Origin of the sequence: Pseudomonas persica, from assembly GCF_900291015.1 — a bacterium.
Taxonomy (GTDB): domain Bacteria; phylum Pseudomonadota; class Gammaproteobacteria; order Pseudomonadales; family Pseudomonadaceae; genus Aquipseudomonas.
Genome location: NZ_OLKL01000011.1, coordinates 78125 through 102129, shown reverse-complemented (window position 1 = coordinate 102129; position 24005 = coordinate 78125). Strand labels below are relative to the sequence as shown.

The following is a 24005-nucleotide window of genomic DNA, read 5'->3' as shown; positions in this document are numbered from 1 at the left end:
AATACCTCAGAAAACCTTGATCCCCAGCTTTTTCACGGCGTTATGATCAACATCAGGGCTTGGCACGACTCATGCTCTACACTTGGTAGCCGAATGCACTCGCTTCCTGCTGTATTCGTTGAACGAGAGAGTCCGCCAACGGCTCCATAAAAAAAACAAACACGTCGAGGAAAAATTGATGCGTATCGTTCGTCAATTGCTGGGCGCCGCCATCGCGGCCGCTGTGATCGCTTCGCCGGCCATGGCCGAAGAACTGACCGGCACCCTGAAGAAGATCAAGGATTCGGGCACCATCACCCTGGGCCACCGCGACTCCTCCATCCCGTTTTCCTACCTGGCCGGCAAGCCCGAGCCCGTGGGCTACTCGCATGATATCCAGCTGGCTGTCGTCGACGCCCTGAAGAAGCAACTGGGTACGGACATCAAGGTCCGCTACAACCTGGTCACCTCCCAGACCCGCATCCCGCTGGTGCAGAACGGCACCGTGGACCTCGAGTGCGGCTCCACCACCAACAACGTCGAGCGCCAGCAGCAAGTCGGCTTCTCGGTCGGTATCTTCGAAGTCGGTACCCGCCTGCTGACCAAGGTCAAGGACGGTCAGCCAGCATACAAGGACTTCCCGGACCTGGCCGGCAAGAACGTGGTAACTACCGCCGGTACCACCTCCGAGCGCATCCTCAAAGCGATGAACGCCGACAAGCAGATGAAGATGAACGTGATTTCCGCCAAGGACCACGGTGAAGCCTTCAATATGCTCGAAAGCGGCCGCGCCGTGGCCTTCATGATGGATGACGCCCTGCTCGCCGGCGAAATGGCCAAGGCTCGCAAGCCGTCGGATTGGGTCATTACCGGTACCCCACAGTCGTACGAGATCTACGGCTGCATGGTGCGCAAGGATGACGCGGCCTTCAAGAAAGCGGTCGATGACGCCATCGTCGGTTACTTCAAGTCAGGCGAAGTCAACAAGAGCTACGACAAGTGGTTCCTGAAGCCGATCCCGCCAAAGGGCCTGAACCTGCAGTTCCCGATGAGCGAAGAGCTGAAGAAACTGATCGCCGAGCCGACCGACAAGGCCGCGGACGAGAAGAAGTCCTGACTCTCAGATAGTGGCCTGGTGCTCAACAGCACCCATCAATTCAGCAGGCCGCTCATTAGTGTCTAACCTTTCATCCGGGAGCGCCAAGCGCTCTCGGATGCTCGAAGGTGCCCGTGAAACAATCGTCTGAGGGGAAATCCCGATGAATTACAACTGGGACTGGGGCGTGTTCTTCAAGTCCACCGGCGTGGGCAGCGAAACCTATCTGGACTGGTACGTCACCGGCCTGGGCTGGACCATCGCCATCGCCATCACCGCCTGGATCATCGCCTTGCTGCTGGGCTCGCTGCTCGGTGTCATGCGCACCGTGCCGAACCGACTGGTATCAGGCATCGCCACCGCCTACGTGGAGCTGTTCCGCAACGTGCCGCTGCTGGTGCAGCTGTTCATCTGGTACTTCCTGGTGCCGGACCTGCTGCCAGAAGGCCTGCAGGAATGGTTCAAGCAGGACCTCAACCCGACCACCTCGGCACTGATCAGCGTGGTCATTTGCCTGGGCCTGTTCACTGCCGCCCGCGTGTGCGAACAGGTGCGTACCGGCATCCAGGCGCTGCCCCGCGGCCAGGAAGCCGCCGCCCGCGCCATGGGCTTCAGCCTGTCGCAGATCTACACCAACGTGCTGCTGCCGCAAGCCTACCGGATCATCATTCCGCCGCTCACTTCGGAATTCCTGAACGTGTTCAAGAACTCGTCGGTGGCGTCGCTGATCGGCCTGATGGAACTGCTGGCGCAGACCAAGCAGACCGCCGAATTCTCGGCCAACCTGTTCGAGGCCTTCACCCTGGCCACGCTGATCTACTTCACCCTGAACATGGGCCTGATGCTGCTGATGCGCATGGTCGAGAAGAAAGTCTCGGTGCCCGGCCTGATTTCCGTAGGGGGCAAATAAATGGACATGGATTTCAGCGAAATCATCCCGGCCCTGCCTGCCCTGTGGGAAGGCATGGTCATGACCCTGCAACTGATGGTCATGGGCGTGGTCGGCGGCATCGTACTGGGGACCATCCTGGCCCTGATGCGCCTGTCGTCGAGCAAGCTGCTGTCGAACGTGGCCGGTGCCTACGTCAACTACTTCCGCTCGATCCCGCTGCTGCTGGTAATCACCTGGTTCTACCTGGCGGTACCGTTCGTGCTGCGCTGGATCACCGGCGAGGATACCCCGGTGGGTGCCTTCACCTCCTGCGTGGTGGCATTCATGATGTTCGAGGCCGCGTACTTCTGCGAAATCGTCCGCGCCGGCGTACAGTCGATCTCCAAGGGCCAGATGGGCGCAGCCCAGGCCCTGGGCATGACCTACGGCCAGACCATGCGCCTGATCATCCTGCCCCAGGCATTCCGCAAGATGACCCCGCTGCTGCTGCAGCAGAGCATCATCCTGTTCCAGGACACCTCGCTGGTATACACCGTGGGCCTGGTGGACTTCCTCAACTCGGCACGTTCCAACGGCGATATCATCGGGCGCTCCCATGAGTTCCTGATCTTCGCCGGTGTCGTGTACTTCCTCATCAGCTTCTCCGCTTCGTGGCTGGTCAAGCGCCTGCAAAAAAGGATCACCGTATGATTTCCATCAAGAACGTCAACAAGTGGTACGGGGACTTCCAGGTACTGACCGACTGCAGCACCGAGGTCAAGAAGGGTGAAGTGGTGGTGGTATGTGGCCCGTCGGGCTCGGGCAAATCCACCCTGATCAAGTGCGTCAACGCCCTGGAGCCGTTCCAGAAAGGTGACATCGTGGTCGACGGCACCTCGATCGCCGACCCCAAGACCAACCTGCCCAAGCTGCGTTCGCGTGTTGGCATGGTGTTCCAGCATTTCGAGTTGTTCCCGCACCTGTCCATCACCGAGAACCTGACCATTGCCCAGTGCAAGGTGCTTGGCCGCAGCGAAGCGGAAGCGACCAAGAAGGGCCTGGCCCTGCTCGACCGCGTCGGCCTCGGGGCCCACGCCAAGAAGCACCCCGGCCAGCTGTCTGGTGGCCAGCAGCAGCGCGTGGCCATCGCCCGCGCCCTGTCGATGGACCCGATCGTCATGCTGTTCGACGAACCGACCTCGGCGCTGGACCCGGAAATGGTCAATGAAGTACTGGACGTGATGGTCGAACTGGCCCACGAAGGCATGACCATGATGTGCGTGACCCACGAAATGGGCTTCGCCCGCAAAGTGGCCAACCGCGTGATCTTCATGGACAAGGGCAACATCATCGAGGATTGCCAGAAGGAAGACTTCTTCGGCAACCCGAGCGCCCGCCACGAGCGTACCCAGCACTTCCTCAGCAAGATCCTGCAACACTGATTTTGCTTCACTGAAGCGGTCGGCGCCGCTGCCCTTTCGGGCAGCAGGCGCTGGTCGTGACAAGGCCACTGTGATGAAATGCGATCCTTCGCTTCTTCTCCCTGCCAAGCCTGCCGTGAAATCCCGCCTGCTCCGCCAATTGCTGTTACCGCCACTGATCATCCTGCTGATGGTCGGCCTGGGAATGGTTGGCTACCTGATCAGCGAGAGCAACGGCATCCGCACCCTCAGCGAAAATGGCGAGCGCCAGCTGGAGCTGCACGCGCGCACGGTCGAGAGCGAGATCAGCAAGTACACCTACCTGCCGAGCCTGCTGGAGCTGGAAGACAGCGTCTCGCACCTGCTCACCGACCCTGACGGCGGCTCGCGGCAGATCGTCAACGAATACCTCGAAGGCCTGAACCGGCGCAGCCGCAGCCGGGCCATCTTCGTCCTCGACACCAATGGCCGGGTCCAGGCCACCAGCAACTGGCGCGATGCCGACTCGTTCCTCGGCGAGGATCTGTCGTTCCGGGCCTATTTCCAGACCGCCGTGCGCGGCGAGCCTGGGCGTTTCTACGGTATCGGCAGTACCACCGGCGAGGCCGGCTATTACCTGGCCCATGGCCTGGAAGAGCACGGCAAGATCATTGGTGTGGCGGTGATCAAAGTGCGCCTGGACACCCTCGAGGAGCGCTGGCAGCGTGCCCGCCTGGAGGCGTTCGTCAGCGACGAGAACGGCATCATCATTCTTTCCAGCGACCCGGCCCGGCGCCTGAAGTCGGTACGCCCGCTGACCCCGCAAATCAAGGAGCGTCTGGCCCGTAGCCTGCAGTACTACTGGTGGCCGCTGAACGAACTGCAGCCCCTGGCCCGGGAAACCCTGGCCGATGGCGTAGAGAAACTGACCTTCCCGGCCAACAGCGAGACAGCACAGGGCAAGGTGCACGAAATGGCCTACCTGGCCCAGACCCGGCGCCTGGCCGATACGCCCTGGCATTTCACCCTGCTGACCCCGCTGCAGGACCTGCGCCGCGAATCCATGGTGCAGGGCATCCTGGTGGGCGTGGCCTTCGCCTTGCTGGCGATTCTTGGCATCGCCTGGAACGAACGACGCAAGGTCATCGCCACCCGCCTGGCAGCCCGCGAGGCCCTGCAGGAGGCCAACAGCCAGCTGGAGCGACGGATTGCCGAACGCACGGCCGACCTGCGCGCCAGCAACGAACGCCTGAAGGGCCAGATTCGCGAGCGCCGGCATGCCGAGCAAACCCTGCGCCACGCCCAGGATGAACTGGTACAGGCCGGCAAGCTGGCCGCCATCGGGCAGATGTCCACCAGTATTGCCCACGAACTGAACCAGCCGCTGGCCGCGCTGCGCACCTTGTCCGGCAACACCGTGCGCTTCCTCGAACGCGGGGCGCTGGAAACCGCCAGCACCAACCTGCGCACCATGAACGACCTGATCGACCGCATGGGCCGCATCACCGCCAGCCTGCGCTCGTTCGCCCGGCGCGGTGAAGACAGTGGCCAGGCCTCGCTGGCCAAGGCGGTGGACGCCACCCTGCAGGTGCTGGCCAACCGCATCAGCGCCTGCCACTTGCAGTTGCACAATCAGTTCGAGGACCAGCAACTGGCCATCGACCAGACCCGCCTGGAGCAGATCCTGGTCAACCTGATCGGCAACGCCCTGGATGCCATGGCAGCCCAGCCGCTGCCGCAACTGTGGCTGGAAGGCGAGCTGCAGGGCGACAAGTACCGTTTGCAGGTGCGCGACAATGGCCACGGCATCGACCCCGAGGCGCGCAAGCACCTGTTCGAACCTTTCTTCACCACCAAACCGGGCGAACACGGCCTGGGCCTGGGTCTGACCCTGTCGGCGAGCCTTGCCGCCGCCGCCAAGGGCAGTCTCAACGTCGAGCACCCCGTCAGCGGTGGCACGGCCTTCGTCCTGGCCCTGCCCCTGGTCTCCCCTCCTAGCGAATCGGCAGAGCACCCATGAACCAAGCGCCTCTTACCGTCCTGATCGTCGAAGACGACCCGCATGTGCTGCTCGGCTGCCAACAGGCGCTGGCCCTGGAAGACATTGCCTGCGAAGGCGTGGGCAGCGCCGAGCAAGCGCTGGAACGCATCGGCGACGACTTCGCCGGCATCGTCGTCAGCGATATCCGCCTGCCGGGCATCGATGGCCTGGAGTTGCTCAACCGCCTCAAGGCCCGCGACCGCAGCCTGCCGGTGGTGCTGATCACCGGGCACGGCGATATCGACATGGCTGTTGGCGCCATGCGCAATGGCGCCTACGACTTCATGGAAAAGCCTTTCTCCCCGGAGCGCCTGGTCGACGTGGTACGCCGCGCCCTTGAACAGCGCGGGCTGTCGCGCGAAGTGGTGGCCCTGCGCCGCCAGTTGGCCGAGCAAAGCAGCCTGGAGGGGCGCATCATTGGCCGCTCGCCAGCCATGGAGCACCTGCGCGAACTGATCGCCAACGTCGCCGATACCTCGGCCAACGTGCTGATCGAAGGCGAGACCGGTACCGGCAAGGAACTGGTCGCCCGCTGCCTGCACGACTTCAGCCGTCGCCAGGGCAAGCCGTTCGTGGCGCTGAACTGTGGCGGCCTGCCGGAAAACCTGTTCGAAAGCGAGATTTTCGGCCACGAGGCCAACGCCTTCACCGGTGCCGGCAAACGCCGCATCGGCAAGATCGAACACGCCAACGGCGGCACGCTGTTCCTCGACGAAGTGGAGAGCATGCCGATCAACCTGCAGATCAAGCTGCTGCGCGTGCTGCAAGAGCGCACCCTGGAGCGGCTTGGCTCGAACCAGAGCATTGCGGTGGACTGCCGGGTTATCGCCGCAACCAAGTCCGATCTGGATGCCATGGGCCAGAGCGGCCAGTTCCGCAGCGACCTGTATTACCGGCTGAACGTGGTAACCCTGGAGCTCCCGCCGCTGCGCGAGCGCCGCGAAGACATCCTGCAGTTGTTCGAACACTTCCTGCAGCAGTCGGCCCTGCGCTTCGACCGTGAAACACCGACGCTGGACAGCCAGACCCTGTCGCGCCTGATGGCCCACGACTGGCCGGGCAACGTGCGTGAACTGCGCAACGTCGCCGAACGCTATGCCCTCGGCCTGCCGGCGTTCAAGAAAGGCCCCAGCGGTGGTGCCAGCCAAGGTCTGGGCTTTGCCGAGGCGGTGGAAGCCTTCGAGCGCAACCTGCTCAGCGACGCCCTGCAACGCACTGGCGGCAACCTGAGCCAGGCCAGCCAGGAGCTGGGCATGGCCAAGACCACGCTGTTCGACAAAGTGAAAAAATACGGCCTCGGCTGACCTCAACCCCAACCTGGAAAGACACCGTGGACCTGGTATTCAAAGCGGCCCTGGGCGCTGGCGTGGTGGTGCTGCTGGCGGTGCTGTCGAAGACGCGCAATTATTACATCGCCGGGCTGGTGCCGCTGTTCCCCACCTTCGCCCTGATTGCCCACTACATCGTCGGCAAAGGGCGCAGCATTGCCGACCTGAAGACCACCATCCTGTTCGGCATGTGGTCGATCATTCCGTACTTCGTGTACCTGGCGACTTTGTATGTACTGGTCGACCGCATGCGCCTGGAGGCATCGCTGGCACTGGCCACGGTGGCCTGGCTGATGGCCGCGACGGTGCTGGTGATCTTGTGGGTGCGGATGCACTGATCGGAATCGGCGGCGCCTTCTTCGCGGGTAAACCCGCTCCCACAGATGCGGCACAGACCTCAGGCAATGTGAGAAATCTGTGGGAGCGGGTTTACCCGCGAAGAAGGCGCCGCCGATTCAGAGCCCTGCGATATGCGTAACATCCTGCCGATGCGCCTGCAGATAGGGCAATACAGCCCCCAGCAGCGGCGCCTTGAATGGCTCCTGAAAGCGGTGCGCCAGCCCCGGGATCAAGCGCAGCTGGCTACCCTGGATATGCGCTGCCAGGTGCACGCCATGCATCACCGGCAGCAACGGATCGGCCGTGCCATGCACCACCAGGGTCGGCACCCGCAGCTGGTTGAGCAACTCGACCCGGCTCGGCTCGGCCAGTATCGCCATGATCTGGCGCTTGGCCCCATCCGGGTTGAACGCCCGGTCGTAGGCAACGGCCGCCTGCTGCAGCAACACTGCACGGTCGTCACGTACTTCGGGGCTGCCCAGCGCCGCCAGCAGGTCGGCCTGCTGTTCGATGGCCACTTCACGGTTCGGCGCGCTGCGCCGCGCCAGCAGTTGCACCAGCGCCGGATCCGGTGCTGGCAACCCTGCCGCCCCTGAACTGGACATGAGCAGCGTCAGGCTGCGCACGCGCTCGGGTGCCATGGCCGCCAGGTGCTGGGCAATCATGCCGCCCATGCTCACCCCCAGTACGTGGAACTGGCGCACACCCAACGCATCCATCAGGCGCAAGCCATCGTCCGCCATGTCAGTCAACGTATAGGGTGCCGCCACCGGCAGGCCCAGCTTGTAGCGCAGCAGTTCGAGCGTCAGGTTGGCCGACGGTGGCAGCTGGCTCCAGCGTGACAGGCCGACATCGCGGTTGTCATAGCGGATCACCCGAAAGCCCTGGCGGCACAACGCCTCGACCACGTCATCCGGCCAGTGGATCAGCTGCCCACCCAGGCCCATCACCAGCAGCAAGGCAGGGTCGCGTGGCGCACCGACGCTCTGGTACACCAGGCTGACGGCGCCCAGTTCGGCCCGCTGCACCGGCACCTGGGCGTCACAACGCTGTTCAGCGAAACTCGCAGGTACGCCGAATGTAAAGAAAAGAAAAAGCCAAAAAGCCCGCATGAAAGAAACACCAGAATGCAGATCCCCAGTAGAGCGCGAGTCTGATGAATTCTGTTCGGGCGCGCTGCCACAGTTCAGTGACAGTTTGATGACTCCCGCCAGGCGGTGCGGCCGAACGTCCAGTCGACAGGCGCGGCAACATGAGGGAGACTCAACTCATTCCCTGTTTCCTCAAATCCACACCCCGGAGTCAGCTGTGCTGGAGATCCGTCACCTGAAAACCCTTCATGCCCTGCGCGATGCCGACAGCCTGGTGGAGGCCGCCGAGCGCCTGCACCTGACCCAGTCGGCGCTGTCACACCAGTTCAAGGAACTGGAAGAGCGCCTGGGCCTGCCACTGTTCGTGCGCAAGACCAAGCCGATCCGCTTCACCAGCGCCGGGCTGCGCCTGCTGCAACTGGCCGATGCCACCCTGCCGCTGCTGCGCGGCGCCGAACGTGACATCGCGCGCCTGGCCGGCGGCACCGCCGGGCGCCTGCACATGGCCATCGAATGCCACAGCTGCTTCCAGTGGCTGATGCCGACCATCGACCAGTTCCGTGATGCCTGGCCGGAAGTGGAGCTGGACCTAGCCTCCGGCTTTGCCTTCGCCCCGCTGCCGGCCCTGGCCCGTGGCGACCTCGACCTGGTGGTGACCTCCGACCCGCTGGACCTGGGGGGCATCACCTACGTCCCGCTGTTCACCTACGAGGCGATGCTGGCCGTGGCCAACCAGCATCCGTTGGCCAGCAAACCCTACATCGTGCCGCAAGACCTGCTCGACCAGACCCTGATCACCTACCCGGTGGAGCGCGATCGCCTGGATATCTTCACCCGCTTCCTGGAGCCGGCCGACATCGAGCCGGCCGCCGTGCGCACGTCGGAGCTGACGGTGATGATGATGCAGTTGGTGGCCAGCGGCCGTGGCGTGTGCGGCATGCCGCACTGGGCGCTGCACGAGTACAGTTCGCGCGGGTATGTGAAGGGCAAGCGCCTGGGTGAGAAAGGCCTGTTCGCCACGCTTTATGCCGCCGTGCGCACCGACATGCTCGATGCGCCGTACATGCGCGACTTCTTGCTGACGGCCAAAGACACCTCGTTCGCCACCCTTGATGGCGTCAGCGCGGTGCGCTGACGGCCTGGCGGTACAGCGGCAGGATCAGGTCGCGGGTCAGGGGTGCCAGGTGCATGGCGGGTACCTGGTCAGCGGCCAGCCACACCACCTCTTCGATCTCCGCGGCCGGGAGCACGGCGGCGGCGCTGTCGACACGGAACAGTTCGGCCTGTACCTCGAAGCCCGGCTCGTTGGCGGCCGGGGCGCTGAACTGGCCCAGGTGCACGGCCAGGGCCGGGTCGATGTGCAGGCCCAGTTCCTCGTGCAGCTCGCGCACCAGCGCCTGCACCGGGGTTTCGCCAACATCGATCTTGCCACCGGGCTGCATGAAGGCCTGGGTGCCGCGCTTGCGTACCAGCAAGGTGCGGCCCTGGGGGTCGATCAGCAGGGCAGCGGCAATGCGGATGGTCTTGGGCATGGGCTGGGCTCACCTGAAACAATGGCCGGGGAGGATCCCATGGGGGTCATTGGCCTGACAAGGCCAGTGTTTCCTGTGCCGGCCTCTTCGCGGGTGAACCCGCTCCCACAGGGATCCCCACAGGGCCGGAGAGCAGCGCAGTACCTGTGGGAGCGGGTTTACCCGCGAAGAGGCCGGTACAGGTCATAACTGCCCTGCCAGACGAACGGCCCCTTGCCAACCCGCCCCACACCCGCCATAACCAACACATGAACCTGCCCGCCAAACACCACCCGGTGCTCGAGCTGTTTCACCCTGCCGTGCGCACCTGGTTCCGTGGCCATTTCGCCACGGTCACCGATGCCCAGGCCAAGGCCTGGCCGTTGATCCACGCGGGCCAGTCGATGCTGCTGACAGCGCCGACCGGCTCGGGCAAGACCCTCAGCGCGTTCCTGGCCGTGCTCGACGAACTGTTCCGCCAGGGCCTGGAGCACCGGGGCGAGCTGCCTGCGCAAACCCGGGTGGTCTATGTTTCGCCACTCAAGGCGCTGTCCAACGATATCCGCCTGAACCTGCAAGCCCCGCTCGAAGGCATCAGCCAGGCCCTTGCGGACCAGGGCCTGAACACCCCGCGCATCACCACGGCCGTGCGTACCGGCGACACCCCACAGAAGGAACGTGCTGCCATGCGCAAGCTGGCGCCGCACATCCTGGTGACCACACCCGAATCGCTCTACGTGCTGATGGGCTCGGCTTCGGGCCGTGAAGGCCTGGCCAGCGTGCACACGGTGATCGTCGACGAAATCCATGCCCTGGCCGGCAACAAGCGTGGCGCCCACCTGGCGCTGACCCTGGAGCGCCTGCAAGCCCTGTGCAACCAGCCGCTGCGGCGTATCGGCCTGTCGGCCACGCAACGCCCGGTCGAGCGGGTGGCGCAATTCCTGGCCGGCAACGGCCGCCCCTGCGTCATCGTCGATGTCGGCCATGCTCGGCAGCGCGACCTGGCCATCGAGGTGCCGCCAGTGCCGCTGGGGGCAGTGATGGCCACCGATGTCTGGGGCCTGGTCTACGACCGCTTGGCCAGCCTGGCGCGCGAACACCGCACCACCTTGGTATTCGTCAACACCCGGCGCCTGGCCGAACGTATCACCCGCCACCTCAGCGACCGCCTGGGAAAAGAGGCGGTTGCCGCGCACCATGGCAGCCTGGCCAAGGAGCTGCGCCTGGAGGCGGAACAACGCCTGAAAAACGGCCAACTGCAGGTGCTGGTGGCCACGGCGTCACTGGAACTGGGCATCGATATCGGCGACATCGAACTGGTCTGCCAGATCGCTTCGCCAGGTTCGATCGCGGCCTTGCTGCAGCGGGTTGGCCGCGCCGGCCATCAGGTCGATGGCGTGCCCAAGGGGCGCTTGTTCCCGACCTCGCGCGACGACCTGATCGAATGCGTGGCCCTGCTCGACTGCATACGCCGGGGCGAGCTGGACGAACTGCACATTCCCCGGGCACCGCTGGACGTGCTGGCCCAGCAGATCGTCGCCGAAGCCAGCAACCAGCCCTGGCACGAACAGGCCCTGTTCGACTGCCTGCGCCAGGCCACGCCCTACGCCGAACTCGACCGGCAACACTACCAGGCCGTGCTGCGCATGCTCGCCGAGGGCTACAACGGCCGCCAGGGCGTACGCAGTGCCTACCTGCACCGCGATGCGGTGAGCGGCACCCTGCGTGGCCGCCGTGGCAGCCAGCTGACCGCCCTGACCAGCGGCGGCACCATCCCCGACAACGCCGACTACGCCGTGCTGCTCGAACCACAGGCGCTGAACATCGGCAGCGTCAACGAAGACTTCGCGGTGGAAAGCATCGCTGGCGATATCTTCCAGTTGGGCAACGCCTCGTATCGCATCCTGCGCGTCGAGCCGGGCCGGGTGCGGGTGGAGGATGCTCATGGCCTGCCACCGACCATTCCATTCTGGCTGGGCGAGGCGCCAGGGCGCAGCGACGAGCTGTCTGCTGCGGTGGCCCGGCTGCAGGCACAGATCGACCAACAGCTGGCGGGCGACAACCAGGCCGAGGTGCTGGCATGGTTGCAGGGCACCTTCGAACTGGGCGAAGCCGCCGCCAGCCAGTTGCTCGACTACCTGGCCCGCACCCGCGAAGTGCTCGGCGCCCTGCCCTCGCAGGACACGCTGGTGATGGAGCGCTTCTTCGATGAATCCGGCGGTACCCAACTGATCATCCATTCGCCCTACGGCAGCCGCATCAACCGCGCCTGGGGCCTGGCACTGCGCAAGCGCTTCTGCCGCACCTTCAACTTCGAGTTGCAGGCGGCAGCCAGCGAGGACGCCATCGTGCTGTCGCTGTCCACCAGCCACAGTTTCGAACTGGAGGATGTGTGGCGTTACCTGAATAGCCGCAGCGCCGAGCCGATCCTTGTCCAGGCGCTGCTCGATGCGCCGCTGTTTGGCGTGCGCTGGCGCTGGAACGCCAGCGTGGCCATGGCCCTGCCGCGCTTTGTCGGCGGGCGCAAGGTGGCGCCACAGATCCAGCGGATGAAGAGCGAAGACCTGATTGCCGCCGTGTTCCCCGACCAGATCGCCTGCCTGGAGAACATCGTCGGCGAGCGGCAGATACCCGATCATCCGCTGGTCGAGCAAACCCTCGACGACTGTCTGCACGAGGCGATGGACTGCGAAGGCTGGCTGGCGCTGTTGCGGCGTATGGAAAGCGGCACGGTGCGCCTGCTGTGCCGCGACCTGCCCGCCCCTTCGCCGCTGGCTTCGGCCATCCTCAACGCCCGGCCCTATGCCTTCCTGGATGACGCGCCGCTGGAAGAACGGCGTACTCAGGCGATGCTCAACCGGCGCTGGAACGAGGTGCACAGCGGCGACGACCTGGGCGCGCTGGACGCCGATGCCATTGCCGCCGTCGCTGCCGAGGCCTGGCCGCAGCCGGGCAATGCCGACGAAATGCATGAAGCCTTGATGGGCCTGGGTGCCATCAGCCAGGACGAAGTGCAGGACAATGCCAACTGGGAGTTGCTGCTCAGGCAGTTGGCCAAAGCCGGCCGGGCCTTGCGCCTGGTGGATGAACAGCTGTGGCTGGCGCGCGAGCGGTTGAGCCTGCTGCAAGTGCTGTATCCCGGCTCCCGGCTGGAACCTGCGTTGCAGGTACTGCCAGGCTTCGATCAGGCCATCGAGCCGGACATTGCGCTGGTCGAACTGCTGCGTGCCCGCCTGAGCGGCCATGGCCCGCTGACCCGTGCGCAGATTGCGGCAGCACTTGGCAAACCGCTGCCGGCCATCGAACAGGCACTGGCCCGCCTGGAAGCCGAAGGCTATGTGATGCGTGGGCATTTCAGCCCCGGCGTACGCGAACTGCAGTGGTGCGAGCGCCATTTGCTGGCACGCATCCACCGCTACACGGTCAAACGCCTGCGCCGGGAGATCGAGCCGGTCAGCCTGCAGGACTTCATGCGCTTTCTGTTCGACTGGCAGCACCTGGCCAACGACACACGCCTGCGCGGCCCGCAAGCCGTGCCCGAGGTACTGGGCCAGTTGCAAGGCTTCCCGAGTGCCGCCGGCGCCTGGGAGGCCGAACTGCTGCCGGCGCGCATCAAGGACTACAGCCCGCACTGGCTCGACGATGCCTGCCGTAGCGGGCAGTTCGCCTGGAGCCGGCTGGCGGCGACCGTGTCGAGCAACACCTTGTCGAGCACACCGCTGGTGCTGCTGCCGCGCGAGCATCTTGGCCTGTGGCGCAGCCTTGCCCCTGTGCCTGCCCTGGACAGCCTCGGCGCACGGGCGCAACGCGTCCATGAGGTACTGCACGCACATGGCGCGCTGTTCTTTGACGAGCTGACACATGATGCCCACCTGCTGCCCAGCGAACTGGAGACGGTCTTGCAGGAGCTGGTAGGCGCAGGCCTGGTAGGGGCCGACAGCTTCACCGGCCTGCGCAGCCTGATCACCCCGGCGTCGAAACGCCCATCACGCAACAGCCGACGCGGCCACCCGCCGCTGTCCAGCAACATGTCCCACGCCGGGCGCTGGGCCTTGTTGCGCAGGGGCGCGGTGGATGACAGCCAGCGCCTGGAGCACATCGCCCGGGCCCTGCTACGGCGCTATGGCGTGGTGTGCTGGCGGCTGCTGGAACGCGAAAGCGATGTGCTGCCGCCATGGCGCGAGCTACTGCGCTGTTATCACCGGCTGGAAGCGCGCGGCGAAATTCGTGGCGGGCGCTTCATTGCCGGGCTGGCCGGTGAACAATTCGCCTTGCCGGAGGCGGTGGGGCTGCTGCGGCAGGTGCGGCGGCGTGAGCTGGACGGGGCGCTGGTGGTGGTAAATGCCAGTGACCCGCTGAACCTGGTCGGCTCGTTGCTGCCGGGTGCGAAAGTGCCGGCGGTCAGTGGCAACCGCCTGTTGTATCGCGACGGGGTGCCAGTGGCGGTGCGGGTGGCCGGGCACTATTCGTACCTGGTCGAAGTGCCAGCACAAGAGCAGGAAAGCTGGCGGCAGAAGCTGCTGCGCGACATGCTCTGAGCGGGGAGAAAAATTTCAAGCACGTCGCGCACCCTGTGGGAGCTGGCCCAGCCCTTTGGGCTGCGCTGTCGCATAGAGAACTGAATTCGCAAGCGGTCCGTGCGTCCTGTGGGAGCGGCTTTAGCCGCGAAGAATCCAACGCGGTGCATGGCACCGGCTGCGCCGGTGTTCGCGGCTAAAGCCGCTCCCACAGGGGCCCTGCTAATTCAACGAGTTATGTGCAGTTCTATGAGAGCGGGTTTACCCGCGAAGAATACAACGCGGTGGATGGCACCGGCTTTGCCGGTGTTCGCGGGTGAACCCGCTCCCACAGGGCAGGTGTTGGGCCCACTACCCCGAACAATTCGAGAATGATTTTCGCTACCCCGATTTTAATTTGCACAGCCGTGCAACTTGGCTATGGTCGGCGTTTGCCCCAGGCCCTGAGCCTGACCGCGCCATTCGCAAGGACCCTGTATGAGCCTGTCACTTCTCAGTCGCTATGCCTTCTTCGCCGCCTGTGTGCTGTTCACCCTGGCCAGCCTGCCCTTTACCCAGCACGAATGGTTGTGGCCGTTCACCCTGACCACCGCCATCCTCAGCCTGATTGGCCTGTTCGACCTGCTGCAGCAACGCCATGCAGTACGCCGCAACTACCCGGTCCTGGGCAACATCCGCTACCTGGTCGAGGCCATTCGCCCGGAAATCCGCCAGTACCTGCTGGAGGCCGACAGCGACGCCCTGCCGTTCTCCCGCGCCCAGCGCTCGCTGGTGTACGCGCGGGCAAAGAACGAAGCCTCGGACAAACCTTTCGGCACCCTGATCGACGTGTACGAGTCCGGCTTCGAGTTCATCGGCCACTCCATGCGCCCGGCGCCATTGGCCGACCCGGCAAGCTTCCGGGTCATCGTCGGCGGGCCGCAGTGCAGCCAGCCCTACTCGGCGTCGATCTTCAACATATCGGCAATGAGCTTTGGCTCGCTCAGCGCCAATGCCATTCGTGCCCTCAACCAGGGCGCCAAGCTGGGCAATTTCCACCATGACACCGGCGAAGGCAGCATCAGCCCCTATCACCGCGAGCACGGTGGCGACCTGGTCTGGGAACTGGGCAGCGGCTACTTCGGGTGCCGCACGCCGGACGGGCGCTTCGACCCCGAACGCTTCGCCGCCCAGGCGCGCAGCCCGCAGGTGCGGATGATCGAGATCAAGATGAGCCAGGGCGCCAAGCCCGGCCATGGCGGCATCCTGCCCAAGCACAAGGTGACCCGGGAAATTGCCGAAACCCGTGGCGTGCTGATGGGCGAAGACTGCATCTCGCCGTCGCGCCACAGCGCCTTCTCCACCCCCATCGAAATGATGCAGTTCATTGCTCAGCTGCGTGAACTGTCTGGCGGCAAACCGGTAGGCTTCAAGTTCTGCCTGGGCCACCCGTGGGAGTTCATGGGCATCGCCAAGGCCATGCTGGAAACCGGCATCCTGCCCGACTTCATCGTTGTCGACGGCAAGGAAGGCGGCACCGGCGCGGCGCCGGTGGAGTTCACCGACCACATTGGCGTACCGCTGCGCGAAGGGCTGCTGTTCGTGCACAACACCCTGGTCGGCCTGAACCTGCGCGACAAGATCAAGCTGGGCGCCAGCGGCAAGATCGTCAGCGCCTTCGACATTGCCAGCGTGCTGGCCATTGGCGCCGACTGGGCCAACTCGGCGCGCGGCTTCATGTTCGCCATTGGCTGCATCCAGTCGCAGAGCTGTCACACCAACAAGTGCCCGACCGGGGTGGCCACGCAAGACCCGCTGCGCCAGCGCGCACTGGTGGTGCCGGACAAGGCACAGCGGGTATTGAACTTCCACCACAACACCTTGCGCGCGCTGGCCGAAATGCTTGCGGCAGCGGGCCTGGAGCACCCGGCGCAGCTGGAAGCCAAGCACCTGGTGCGGCGCATCTCGGCCACCGAGATCAAGCTGTTCTCGCAGATGCATGTGTTTTTGAAGCCGGGTGAACTGCTGACTGGCGAGGTGAATGGCCAGTTCTATTCGCGCATGTGGCAGCTGGCGCGGGCGGACAGCTTCGAGCCCAATAGCGAAGTAGCGGCCTGATAGATCCCCGGGGCTGCTGCGCAGCCCAATCGCGACACAAGGCCGCTCCCACAGGAATGCGCGATTGCCTGTGGGAGCGGCCTTGTGTCGCGATTGGGCCGCAAAGCGGCCCCGGCCACTTCAGATCAGGAAGCGGTATTCGCCACACCCTGCATTTCTTTCGGCGCCAGGCGCAAGGCGTAGTACAACACCGTCAGCAGCACCAGGAACGCCGGGCCGATGTACAGCGCCACACGGGTATCCTCGAAGTACGCCATCAAGCCGACCACCAGCACCAGGAAGGCCAGCGCCAGGTACGAGCTCAGCGGCCACAGCCACATGCGGTACTTCAGAGCCTTGCGCTCAGTGGCGCTGAGGCCGGCGCGGAACTTCAGCTGCGCCAGCAGGATCATCACCCAGGTCCAGATCGCACCAAAGGTGGCGATCGAGGTAACCCAGACGAAGACCTTCTCCGGCACCAGATAGTTGGCCAGTACGCCCAGCAGCAGCGCGCCGATCGACAGCAGCAGCGCATTGCGCGGCACGCCGTTCTTCGAGGTGCGAGCGAAGGCCGCCGGGGCCTGGCCGTTCTGCGCCAGGCTGTAGAGCATGCGCCCGGTGCTGAAGATGCCACCGTTGCACGACGACAGCGCTGCAGTGATGACCACGAAGTTGATGATACCGGCGGCGGTCTTGATGCCGAGGCGCTCGAAGGTCATGACGAACGGGCTACCCTGGCTGCCGATTTCGCTCCACGGGTAGATCGACAGGATCACGAACAGCGCACCGACATAGAACAGCAGAATGCGCCAGAACACCGAGCCGATGGCCTGCGGAATGGTCTTTTGTGGGTTGCGTGCTTCACCGGCAGTCAGGCCGATCATTTCCACGCCCAGGTAGGCGAACATCACCATCTGCAGCGACATCAGCACACCGGTCACGCCGTTGGGCATGAAGCCGCCGTTGCTCCACAGGTTGGAGATACCCATTGCCACGCCGTCATTGCCGAAGCCAAAGGCAATGATGCCGATGCCGCCAAGGACCATGGCGATGATGGTGACAATCTTGATCAGGGCGAACCAGAATTCGAATTCACCAAAGGCTTTCACTGCCACCAGGTTGACCGCACCCATGCTCCCCAGCGCCGCCAGGGCCCAGATCCAGCGCGGTACATCGGGAAACCAGATACCCATGTAGATGGCCACTGCGGTGATTTCGGCAACGCAGGTCACCAACCACAGGAACCAGTAGTTCCAGCCGGTAAGGAAGCCCGCCAGCGGGCCGAGGTAGTCCTGGGCATAACGGCTGAACGAGCCCGCCACAGGATTGTGCACGGCCATTTCGCCAAGGGCGCGCATGATCACCAGAATGGCCAGGCCGCCGATGATATAGGACAGCATGATGGCGGGGCCGGCCATTTCGATGGCCTTGGCCGAACCGAGGAAAAGACCGACACCGATACAGGCGCCCAGCGCCATCAGGCGGATGTGCCGTTCGCCCAGTTCACGCTTGAGCGGGCCGCCTTCAGTGGCCTGGCCGTGGGCAGGGTGGTTGCCGACTGACATAGCAATACAACCTCATTTTGTTATTGGATTTGACCTTCGTGCAGCACCGTCCAGGCCGATAGGCGTGGCGTTGGTTTGCCGGGCTGGCTTTGTGGGCAGGCCCGTGTGCCGGAATAGAGCGCCCGGCAGGTCGAAGGGGCGAGCAGTATAGGAAGACCGTTGTAGGTTTTTTCACTGTATATATGCAGAAATTTGGCGAGAAGTCGGGCCCTGCAGGAGCTGGCTTGCCTGCGCTCAGGTGCAAGGCGGCCGCAAAATTTCCTGGGCACCATAGCAACATCGCCCTACGAAGAAACCCACACCAAAGCCGCATAGCCCTACACCACTTTTCTCCGCCTCTTACAAAATTTTCACCTCATCCGCTCAACGTCTAAGCTTCAGACAAGCAAGACGAAAATACCTGGCCGGATAGAAGACTATGGGCGCACTGTGGCAATCGGAACCAAGCAGAACGGAAGCACCCGAGAGACCTCCGGCCGAGACGCCACAACCCGAATCCCCCCGTCAGCGTCGGCTATGGTGGCGGCTGATCATCCTCATCCTGCTGGTGGCGCTGGTGGCCATCGGCTTCGCTGCGTATGACGAATTCCGCACCTCCAACCTGCAGTCGCGGGAATTCAGCAAACTGGCCACCACCCTCACCTATTCGCTGCAACCAGGCCCCAGTGATGCCATCGTCTACCCCGGTGAAGGGCCGTTCGACAAACGCCTGGGCTACAGTGCCCTGGGCGAGTTCCTGCCGCGCCTGCTCAAACGCGACTATCTGATCAGCGAGCAGGTGAGGTTCTCGCCGGCGTTGATGAACTACGTCGATCATGGGCTGTTCGCCCCCTATATCGAGAAAATCCAGGCTGGCCTGTCGATCACCGACTGTCGCGGCGACATGCTGTACCAGTACAACTACCCGCAACACCTGTACCCGGACTTTGCGGCGATCCCGCCGGTGATCGTCAACAGCCTGCTGTTCATCGAGAACCGCGACCTGCTCGACACCAAGGACCCGCGCAACAACCCGGCCGTGGACTGGCCGCGCTTCGCCAAGGCCGCCTATAGCCAGGTAGCCAAGTACCTGGCCTTGCCCGGCCAGTCCGCTGGCGGCAGTACCCTGGCCACACAACTGGAAAAGTACCGCCATTCCCCGGACGGCCTGACCGTGTCCGGCGCCGAGAAGATCCGCCAGATGATTTCCGCCAGCGTGCGCGCCTACCAGGGCGGCCCCGACACCACCGAGGCGCGCCAGCGCATCGTGCGGGACTACCTCAACAGCGTGCCGCTGTCGGCAGTGCCTGGGCATGGCGAAGTGCACGGCATGGCCGAAGGCCTGCGGGTGTGGTACGGCGCCGATTTCGATCAGGTCAACCAGGCACTGAGCTCTACCGCCAGCGACCCCGAGAGCATGGCCGCACGCGGCCTGGCCCTACGCCAGGTGCTGTCGCTGATGATTGCCCAGCGCCGACCGTCACACTACCTGTCCAAGGGCCGGGTCGAGCTGGCCGAACTGACTGACGCGCACATCCGCGTGCTGGCCGCCAACAAGGTCATCGAGCAGCCACTGGCCGACGCAGCACTGGCCAGCAAGGCGGTATACCGCGACTGGGTGGCGCAACCGACCATCGTGCCGATCATCACCAACAAGGGCATCAGCCTGGCACGCAACCGCCTGGCTGCCATGCTCAACCGCCCGCTGTACGACCTCGACCGGCTCGACGTGTCGGCCACCAGTACCCTGCAGTCCGACCTGCAACTGCAAGTCAGCCAGTACCTGAAAAACCTTGCCGACCCGGAATTCGCGGCGCAGATCGGCCTGATCGGCGAACGCCTGCTCACGGCCAAGACCACCGACCAGGTGAGCTACAGCTTCACCTTGTTCGAGCGCACCGCCGACGGCTCGCGGGTGCGGGTGCAGACCGACAGCACCGACCAGCCCTTCGACATCAACGAAGGCAGCAAGCTGGAGCTGGGCTCCACCGCCAAGTTGCGGGTGCTCACCACCTACCTGGAGATCATCGCCGAGCTGCACGACAAGTACGCCGGCAAGCCTGCTGCCGAATTGAAGAAAGTCGAAGTCGCCGAACTCGACCGCATCAGCCAGTGGTCGCTGGAATGGCTGGCACAGAACAGCAAGAACCAGAGCCTGGACGCCATGCTCGATGCGGCGCTGGAGCGCAAGTATTCGGCCAACACCGGCGAAGCCTTCTTCACCGGCGGCGGCATGCACGTGTTCAACAACTTTCGCAAGGAGGACAACAGCCGCAACCCAACCCTCAAGGATGCGTTGCGCGAGTCGATCAACCTGCCGTTCATCCGCCTGATGCGCGACCTGGTGCGCTACGTGACCTACCAGCAGCCGTACAACCGCGTGCCGCTGCTCAAGGACGACGCCGACCCGCGCCGCCAGGAATACCTGGCCCGTTTCGCTGACAAGGAAGGCACCAACTACCTGCTGCGTTTCTGGAAGAAATACCAGCGCAAGACCTCACAGCAGCGCCTGGACACCTTCCTCGACAGCATGCGCGTGACCCCGCAACGGTTGGCAGCCGTGCACCGCTACCTGTTCCCCGAGGCAGGCCAGGAGACCTTCAACGCCTTCGTCCGCGCCCACCTCAAGGGTGACAAGATCGTCCTGGGCAAACTGACCGATGGCCGTCTGTCGGAGATGTACGACGCCTATGGCCCGGGCAAGTACGACCTGCCCGACCAGGGCTACATCGCCAAGGTTCACCCGCTGGACTTGTGGCTGCTCGGTTACTTGCTGAAGAACCCCGGTTCGACCTTGACCGAAATGGTCAATGCCAGCCGCTTCGAGCGCCAGGAGGTATACGGCTGGCTGTTCAAGAGCCGCCACCAGGGCGCCCGTGACAGCCGCATTCGCACCATGGTCGAGATCGAAGCGTTCCTCGACATTCACCAGCGCTGGAAGCGCGTGGGCTATCCATTCGACCACCTGGTGCCCTCGCTGGCCACCGCCATCGGCAGCTCCGGCGACCGCCCTGCCGCCCTGTCCGAACTGGTTGGCATCATCCAGAACGACGGCGTGCGCCTGCCGACCTTGCGGATCGACACCCTGCACTTCGCGGCCAACACGCCCTACGAGACCAAGCTGGTCAGCGACCCGGACCGGGGTGTGCGGATTCTGCCGGTCGAAGTGGCGCGCGCCCTCAAAGGCGCCATGTCGCAGGTAGTGGATGCGGGCACCGCACGGCGTATTTCCGGCAGTTTCAAGCTGCAGGACGGCACGCCACTGGTGATGGGCGGCAAGACCGGTACCGGTGACAACCGCATCGAAAGCTTTGGTGCCGGCGGCCGGCTCATCGGCTCGCGCTCGCTGAACCGTACCGCCACCTTCGTGTTCTTCCTCGGTGACAACCACTTCGGCACCTTGACCGCGTTCGTGCCGGGGCGCTCGGCGGAGGCCTTCAAGTTCACCTCGGCGCTGCCGGTGCAGGTACTCAAGGGCATGGCACCGATCCTCATGCCATACCTGCAGCCCGGCAATCCGAATGAGTGCAAACCGCCGCAGGTGGCGGTGCACACAGCGACGCCACAAGGGGACGCATCGAATAACTAGATGATAATCATCTGCAATTAAGGGCTTGTCTTTAGATATATCTTGAGTAATATCTTACGATATATCGCAAACGACGGAGCCCTGTCCCCATGCGCGAACATACGCCCCATAACCCCTTTGAGCGGCGCCCCGGCCGTGGCGAGCGCGGCCCACGCGTCTTCGCCCCCGGCGACCTCAAGCTGCTGATGCTGGCCCTGCTCGCCGAGCAGCCAGGCCACGGCTACGACCTGATCCGCCAGATCGAGAACCTGTTCGACGGCAGCTACAGCCCAAGCCCCGGGGTGATCTACCCCACCCTCAACTTCCTCGAGGAGGCCGAGCTGATCAGCGGCCAGGTGCAGGGCAGCAAACGCCTCTATGCCATCACCGAAGCCGGCCGCACCGCCCTGGCCGAACAGGCCGTCGCCCTGGACGGCGTGCGCATGCGCATCGAAGTCAGCAAACGCGCCCTGCGCGGCCACGACCGCCCGCCAGAGATTCATGAAGCGGTCGGCAACTTGCGCCACGCACTCCACATGCACAGCGGCCGCTGGACACCGGAAGAAATCGAGCGGGTCCGCGACCTGCTCAACCACACCGCCAAGGCCATCGCTTCCGGGCCGGCCGAACCTGTCAGGGAGACACCGCATGAGTGACACCATTCACCGCGTCAACCACGAGATCCGCCAACGCCGCCTGCAGGTGCTGCGGGTCACCGAACTGACCCCGCGCATGCGCCGTATCACCCTGGGAGGGGCAGAGCTGCAAGGTTTCACCAGCGTGGGCAGCGACGACCATATCAAGCTGCTGTTCGCCGAAACCCCGGAGCAACAGCTGGCCATCGAGGCTCGGAATCTGGGGCGGGACGGTGGCGTACGGCCAACCATGCGCGAATACACGCCACGGCGCATTGATCTGGTGGCCAATGAGTTGGACATCGACTTCGTGCTGCACGGCGATGGCCCTGCCTCCACCTGGGCCGCCCAGGCCGCGCCCGGGCAAACCCTGGACATCGCTGGGCCGCGGGCTTCGATGGTGGTGCCGGACATCTTCGACAGCTACCTGCTGATTGGTGACGAAACCGCCATTCCGGCGATTGGCCGCCGGCTGGAGGAATTGCCCGCAGGCCGCCAGGTGCTGGCGGTTATCCAGATCGAAGACGAGCAGGAACGCCAGCCACTGCCGAGCAAGGCACAGGTGGAGGTGATCTGGGTACGTCGCCAACAGGAAGACTTGCTGGCACTGGTGAAGAACCTGACCTTGCCGCAAGGCCGGTTGTACGGCTGGGTGGCGCTGGAAAAAGCCCTGACCCGCCAGGCCAAGGCGCTGTTGCTGGAGAAAGGCGTGCCTGAAGATGCGCTGAAGGCTGTGGCCTACTGGCGGGCCGACGGGACGGCGGACGACGAGTAATCGCTCGTTGCCTGCCCCGGCCCTATCGCCGGCAAGCCAGCGCCCACAGGAATTGCACAGCCCTCGAAAACTGTGGGGTACCTGTGGGAGATGGCCCAGCCCTTTGGGCTGCGCTGTCGCATAGAGAACTGAATTCGCAAGCGGTCCTGCATCCTGTGGGAGCGGCTTTAGCCGCGAAGAATCCAACGCGGTGCATGGCACCGGCTGCGCCGGTGTTCGCGGCTAAAGCCGCTCCCACAGGGGCCCTGCTAATTCAACGAGTTATGTGCAGTTCTATGAGAGCTGGCTTGCCGGCGATAGGGCCAGCACAGGCTAAGCCAATCTGTGCACTCCGCGCCACCGATCCAGCCCCAGCAACACCAGCCCAATCCCCCAGAACCCCGCCAGCACCCCCAGGGCATTGAGCAACACCTGCCCATACCCCAGGCTCGCCACATCGATGAACGGGTAGGCATACACGCCAATCTCGCTCCCCCGCCACAGCGCGTAGGCAAAATACCCCGCCGGGTACACTGCCCACGCCAGCAAGTGCCATAGCCGAAGCCTGCCCTTGGGCACCTCGTACCACCAGTACAAGGCATACAACACAGGCATCACATCGTGCAGCAACTCGTCCGCCAACCATTGCCAGCCCTGCGGTTGCCACAAGTGACGCAACAGCACGCTGTAGGCCAATGCCACCAGCACGATGCTGGCGGCCACCGCGGAACTCACCGAAGGCGACAGGAAAAAGCGCTTGGCCCGGCCCTCCCAGCCGAACGCCGCATAACTGAGCACCGTTGCCACCAGGGTATTGGTCAATACGGTGAAATACCCGAACACATTGATCAGGCCGCCAACCAGGCTGGCCTGTTCCTGCCAACGCGCCAGCAGCACCAGGTACACCTGCACGGTCAGGCCCAACCAGCCCAGCACGGCCATGCCAGTCAGCCAGGGACGGCGCGGCATGTCAGGCCTGGCGCTGCAGCTTCACGTACAGCTGCTCGACCTTTTCCCGTGCCCACGGCGTCTTGCGCAGGAAGGTCAGGCTCGACTTGATGGTCGGGTTGCTCTTGAAGCAGCGCACATCGATGCGCTCGGCCAGGCCCTGCCATTGGTAGTGCGCCACCAGTTCGGTGAGGATCTGTTCGAGGGTCTTGCCGTGCAGTGCGTTATGTTGGGCCGTGCTCATGCCTGTGCTCCGTAGGAAAGATGCGCACCTTACACGAGTGTAGTGGTGGGTGGGATCAGGCGA

General features: G+C 64.2%; 18 protein-coding genes. 13 read left to right on the top strand and 5 right to left on the bottom strand.

The window, feature by feature from the left end; all coding sequences use genetic code 11:
• The first annotated feature begins 178 nt into the window (after nucleotides 1–178).
• The 7 genes from FQ664_RS06080 to FQ664_RS06050 all read left to right on the top strand — a co-directional run bounded on the left by FQ664_RS06080 (nucleotide 179) and on the right by FQ664_RS06050 (nucleotide 7053).
• Complete coding sequence (locus tag FQ664_RS06080; RefSeq protein WP_144170839.1) at nucleotides 179–1096, top strand: glutamate/aspartate ABC transporter substrate-binding protein; 918 nt, start codon at nucleotides 179–181, stop codon at nucleotides 1094–1096.
• A 142-nt stretch (nucleotides 1097–1238) separates the two neighbouring features.
• Complete coding sequence (locus FQ664_RS06075; protein ID WP_144170838.1) at nucleotides 1239–1985, top strand: amino acid ABC transporter permease; 747 nt, start codon at nucleotides 1239–1241, stop codon at nucleotides 1983–1985.
• Nucleotides 1986–2657 (top strand): amino acid ABC transporter permease, encoded by a 672-nt coding sequence (locus FQ664_RS06070; RefSeq protein WP_075046155.1) that lies wholly within the window; start codon nucleotides 1986–1988, stop codon nucleotides 2655–2657.
• Nucleotides 2654–3388: an amino acid ABC transporter ATP-binding protein gene (locus tag FQ664_RS06065; protein ID WP_144170837.1), complete on the top strand. Its 735-nt coding sequence runs from the start codon at nucleotides 2654–2656 to the stop codon at nucleotides 3386–3388. The genes FQ664_RS06070 and FQ664_RS06065 overlap by 4 nt, the downstream gene beginning before the upstream one ends.
• A gap of 73 nt (nucleotides 3389–3461) precedes the next feature.
• On the top strand, nucleotides 3462–5366 hold the full coding sequence (gene aauS, locus FQ664_RS06060) for a two-component sensor histidine kinase AauS (protein WP_144170836.1): 1905 nt from the start codon (nucleotides 3462–3464) through the stop codon (nucleotides 5364–5366).
• Nucleotides 5363–6691: a two-component response regulator AauR gene (gene aauR, locus FQ664_RS06055; RefSeq protein WP_144170835.1), complete on the top strand. Its 1329-nt coding sequence runs from the start codon at nucleotides 5363–5365 to the stop codon at nucleotides 6689–6691. The genes aauS and aauR overlap by 4 nt, the downstream gene beginning before the upstream one ends.
• Nucleotides 6692–6717: 26 nt before the next feature.
• Entirely contained in the window at nucleotides 6718–7053 is a 336-nt protein-coding gene (locus tag FQ664_RS06050) for a GlpM family protein (protein WP_144170834.1), read from the top strand.
• Between the two features lie 117 nt (nucleotides 7054–7170).
• Here FQ664_RS06050 and FQ664_RS06045 read toward each other — a convergent pair whose 3' ends face one another.
• Complete coding sequence (locus FQ664_RS06045) at nucleotides 7171–8166, bottom strand: alpha/beta fold hydrolase (RefSeq protein ID WP_144170833.1); 996 nt, start codon at nucleotides 8164–8166, stop codon at nucleotides 7171–7173.
• A gap of 196 nt (nucleotides 8167–8362) precedes the next feature.
• On the opposite strand from FQ664_RS06045, the gene metR reads away from it, so the two are divergent.
• A complete protein-coding gene (gene metR, locus FQ664_RS06040) occupies nucleotides 8363–9280 on the top strand; it encodes a transcriptional regulator MetR (RefSeq protein ID WP_144170832.1) in 918 nt (305 codons plus the stop codon).
• Here the strand turns inward: metR and FQ664_RS06035 are convergent.
• Nucleotides 9264–9677 (bottom strand): NUDIX hydrolase, encoded by a 414-nt coding sequence (locus tag FQ664_RS06035; RefSeq protein ID WP_144170831.1) that lies wholly within the window; start codon nucleotides 9675–9677, stop codon nucleotides 9264–9266. The genes metR and FQ664_RS06035 overlap by 17 nt on opposite strands.
• A 248-nt stretch (nucleotides 9678–9925) precedes the next feature.
• Between FQ664_RS06035 and FQ664_RS06030 the strand changes: the two genes are divergently transcribed.
• The gene (locus FQ664_RS06030; RefSeq protein WP_144170830.1) at nucleotides 9926–14194 is read left to right on the top strand and encodes a DEAD/DEAH box helicase; all 4269 of its coding nucleotides are present in this window, start codon (nucleotides 9926–9928) and stop codon (nucleotides 14192–14194) included.
• 456 nt (nucleotides 14195–14650) lie between these two features.
• Entirely contained in the window at nucleotides 14651–16270 is a 1620-nt protein-coding gene (locus FQ664_RS06020) for an FMN-binding glutamate synthase family protein (protein ID WP_144170828.1), read from the top strand.
• 125 nt (nucleotides 16271–16395) lie between these two features.
• Here FQ664_RS06020 and FQ664_RS06015 read toward each other — a convergent pair whose 3' ends face one another.
• A complete protein-coding gene (locus tag FQ664_RS06015) occupies nucleotides 16396–17814 on the bottom strand; it encodes an amino acid permease (RefSeq protein ID WP_144170827.1) in 1419 nt (472 codons plus the stop codon).
• Between the two features lie 418 nt (nucleotides 17815–18232).
• Between FQ664_RS06015 and FQ664_RS06010 the strand changes: the two genes are divergently transcribed.
• The 3 genes from FQ664_RS06010 to FQ664_RS06000 all read left to right on the top strand — a co-directional run bounded on the left by FQ664_RS06010 (nucleotide 18233) and on the right by FQ664_RS06000 (nucleotide 22771).
• Entirely contained in the window at nucleotides 18233–21382 is a 3150-nt protein-coding gene (locus FQ664_RS06010) for a transglycosylase domain-containing protein (RefSeq protein ID WP_144170826.1), read from the top strand.
• Nucleotides 21383–21471: 89 nt separating this feature from the next.
• Complete coding sequence (locus FQ664_RS06005) at nucleotides 21472–22017, top strand: PadR family transcriptional regulator (RefSeq protein ID WP_144170825.1); 546 nt, start codon at nucleotides 21472–21474, stop codon at nucleotides 22015–22017.
• Nucleotides 22010–22771: a siderophore-interacting protein gene (locus tag FQ664_RS06000; RefSeq protein WP_144170824.1), complete on the top strand. Its 762-nt coding sequence runs from the start codon at nucleotides 22010–22012 to the stop codon at nucleotides 22769–22771. The genes FQ664_RS06005 and FQ664_RS06000 overlap by 8 nt, the downstream gene beginning before the upstream one ends.
• A gap of 312 nt (nucleotides 22772–23083) precedes the next feature.
• Here FQ664_RS06000 and FQ664_RS05990 read toward each other — a convergent pair whose 3' ends face one another.
• Nucleotides 23084–23719 (bottom strand): Pr6Pr family membrane protein, encoded by a 636-nt coding sequence (locus FQ664_RS05990; protein ID WP_144170823.1) that lies wholly within the window; start codon nucleotides 23717–23719, stop codon nucleotides 23084–23086.
• 1 nt (nucleotide 23720) lies between these two features.
• Nucleotides 23721–23942: a VF530 family protein gene (locus FQ664_RS05985; RefSeq protein ID WP_003252112.1), complete on the bottom strand. Its 222-nt coding sequence runs from the start codon at nucleotides 23940–23942 to the stop codon at nucleotides 23721–23723.
• Nucleotides 23943–24005: the final 63 nt, after the last annotated feature.

What these genes read in the sequence shown, in the direction of transcription:
- FQ664_RS06080 (WP_144170839.1), top strand. Translation starts at nt 179, where the DNA reads ATGCGTATCGTTCGTCAATTGCTGGGCGCCGCCATCGCGGCCGCTGTG.
- FQ664_RS06075 (WP_144170838.1), top strand. Translation starts at nt 1,239, where the DNA reads ATGAATTACAACTGGGACTGGGGCGTGTTCTTCAAGTCCACCGGCGTG.
- FQ664_RS06070 (WP_075046155.1), top strand. Translation starts at nt 1,986, where the DNA reads ATGGACATGGATTTCAGCGAAATCATCCCGGCCCTGCCTGCCCTGTGG.
- FQ664_RS06065 (WP_144170837.1), top strand. Translation starts at nt 2,654, where the DNA reads ATGATTTCCATCAAGAACGTCAACAAGTGGTACGGGGACTTCCAGGTA.
- aauS (WP_144170836.1), top strand. Translation starts at nt 3,462, where the DNA reads ATGAAATGCGATCCTTCGCTTCTTCTCCCTGCCAAGCCTGCCGTGAAA.
- aauR (WP_144170835.1), top strand. Translation starts at nt 5,363, where the DNA reads ATGAACCAAGCGCCTCTTACCGTCCTGATCGTCGAAGACGACCCGCAT.
- FQ664_RS06045 (WP_144170833.1), bottom strand. Translation starts at nt 8,166, where the DNA reads ATGCGGGCTTTTTGGCTTTTTCTTTTCTTTACATTCGGCGTACCTGCG.
- FQ664_RS06035 (WP_144170831.1), bottom strand. Translation starts at nt 9,677, where the DNA reads ATGCCCAAGACCATCCGCATTGCCGCTGCCCTGCTGATCGACCCCCAG.
- FQ664_RS06030 (WP_144170830.1), top strand. Translation starts at nt 9,926, where the DNA reads ATGAACCTGCCCGCCAAACACCACCCGGTGCTCGAGCTGTTTCACCCT.
- FQ664_RS06020 (WP_144170828.1), top strand. Translation starts at nt 14,651, where the DNA reads ATGAGCCTGTCACTTCTCAGTCGCTATGCCTTCTTCGCCGCCTGTGTG.
- FQ664_RS06015 (WP_144170827.1), bottom strand. Translation starts at nt 17,814, where the DNA reads ATGTCAGTCGGCAACCACCCTGCCCACGGCCAGGCCACTGAAGGCGGC.
- FQ664_RS06010 (WP_144170826.1), top strand. Translation starts at nt 18,233, where the DNA reads ATGGGCGCACTGTGGCAATCGGAACCAAGCAGAACGGAAGCACCCGAG.
- FQ664_RS06005 (WP_144170825.1), top strand. Translation starts at nt 21,472, where the DNA reads ATGCGCGAACATACGCCCCATAACCCCTTTGAGCGGCGCCCCGGCCGT.
- FQ664_RS06000 (WP_144170824.1), top strand. Translation starts at nt 22,010, where the DNA reads ATGAGTGACACCATTCACCGCGTCAACCACGAGATCCGCCAACGCCGC.
- FQ664_RS05990 (WP_144170823.1), bottom strand. Translation starts at nt 23,719, where the DNA reads ATGCCGCGCCGTCCCTGGCTGACTGGCATGGCCGTGCTGGGCTGGTTG.
- FQ664_RS05985 (WP_003252112.1), bottom strand. Translation starts at nt 23,942, where the DNA reads ATGAGCACGGCCCAACATAACGCACTGCACGGCAAGACCCTCGAACAG.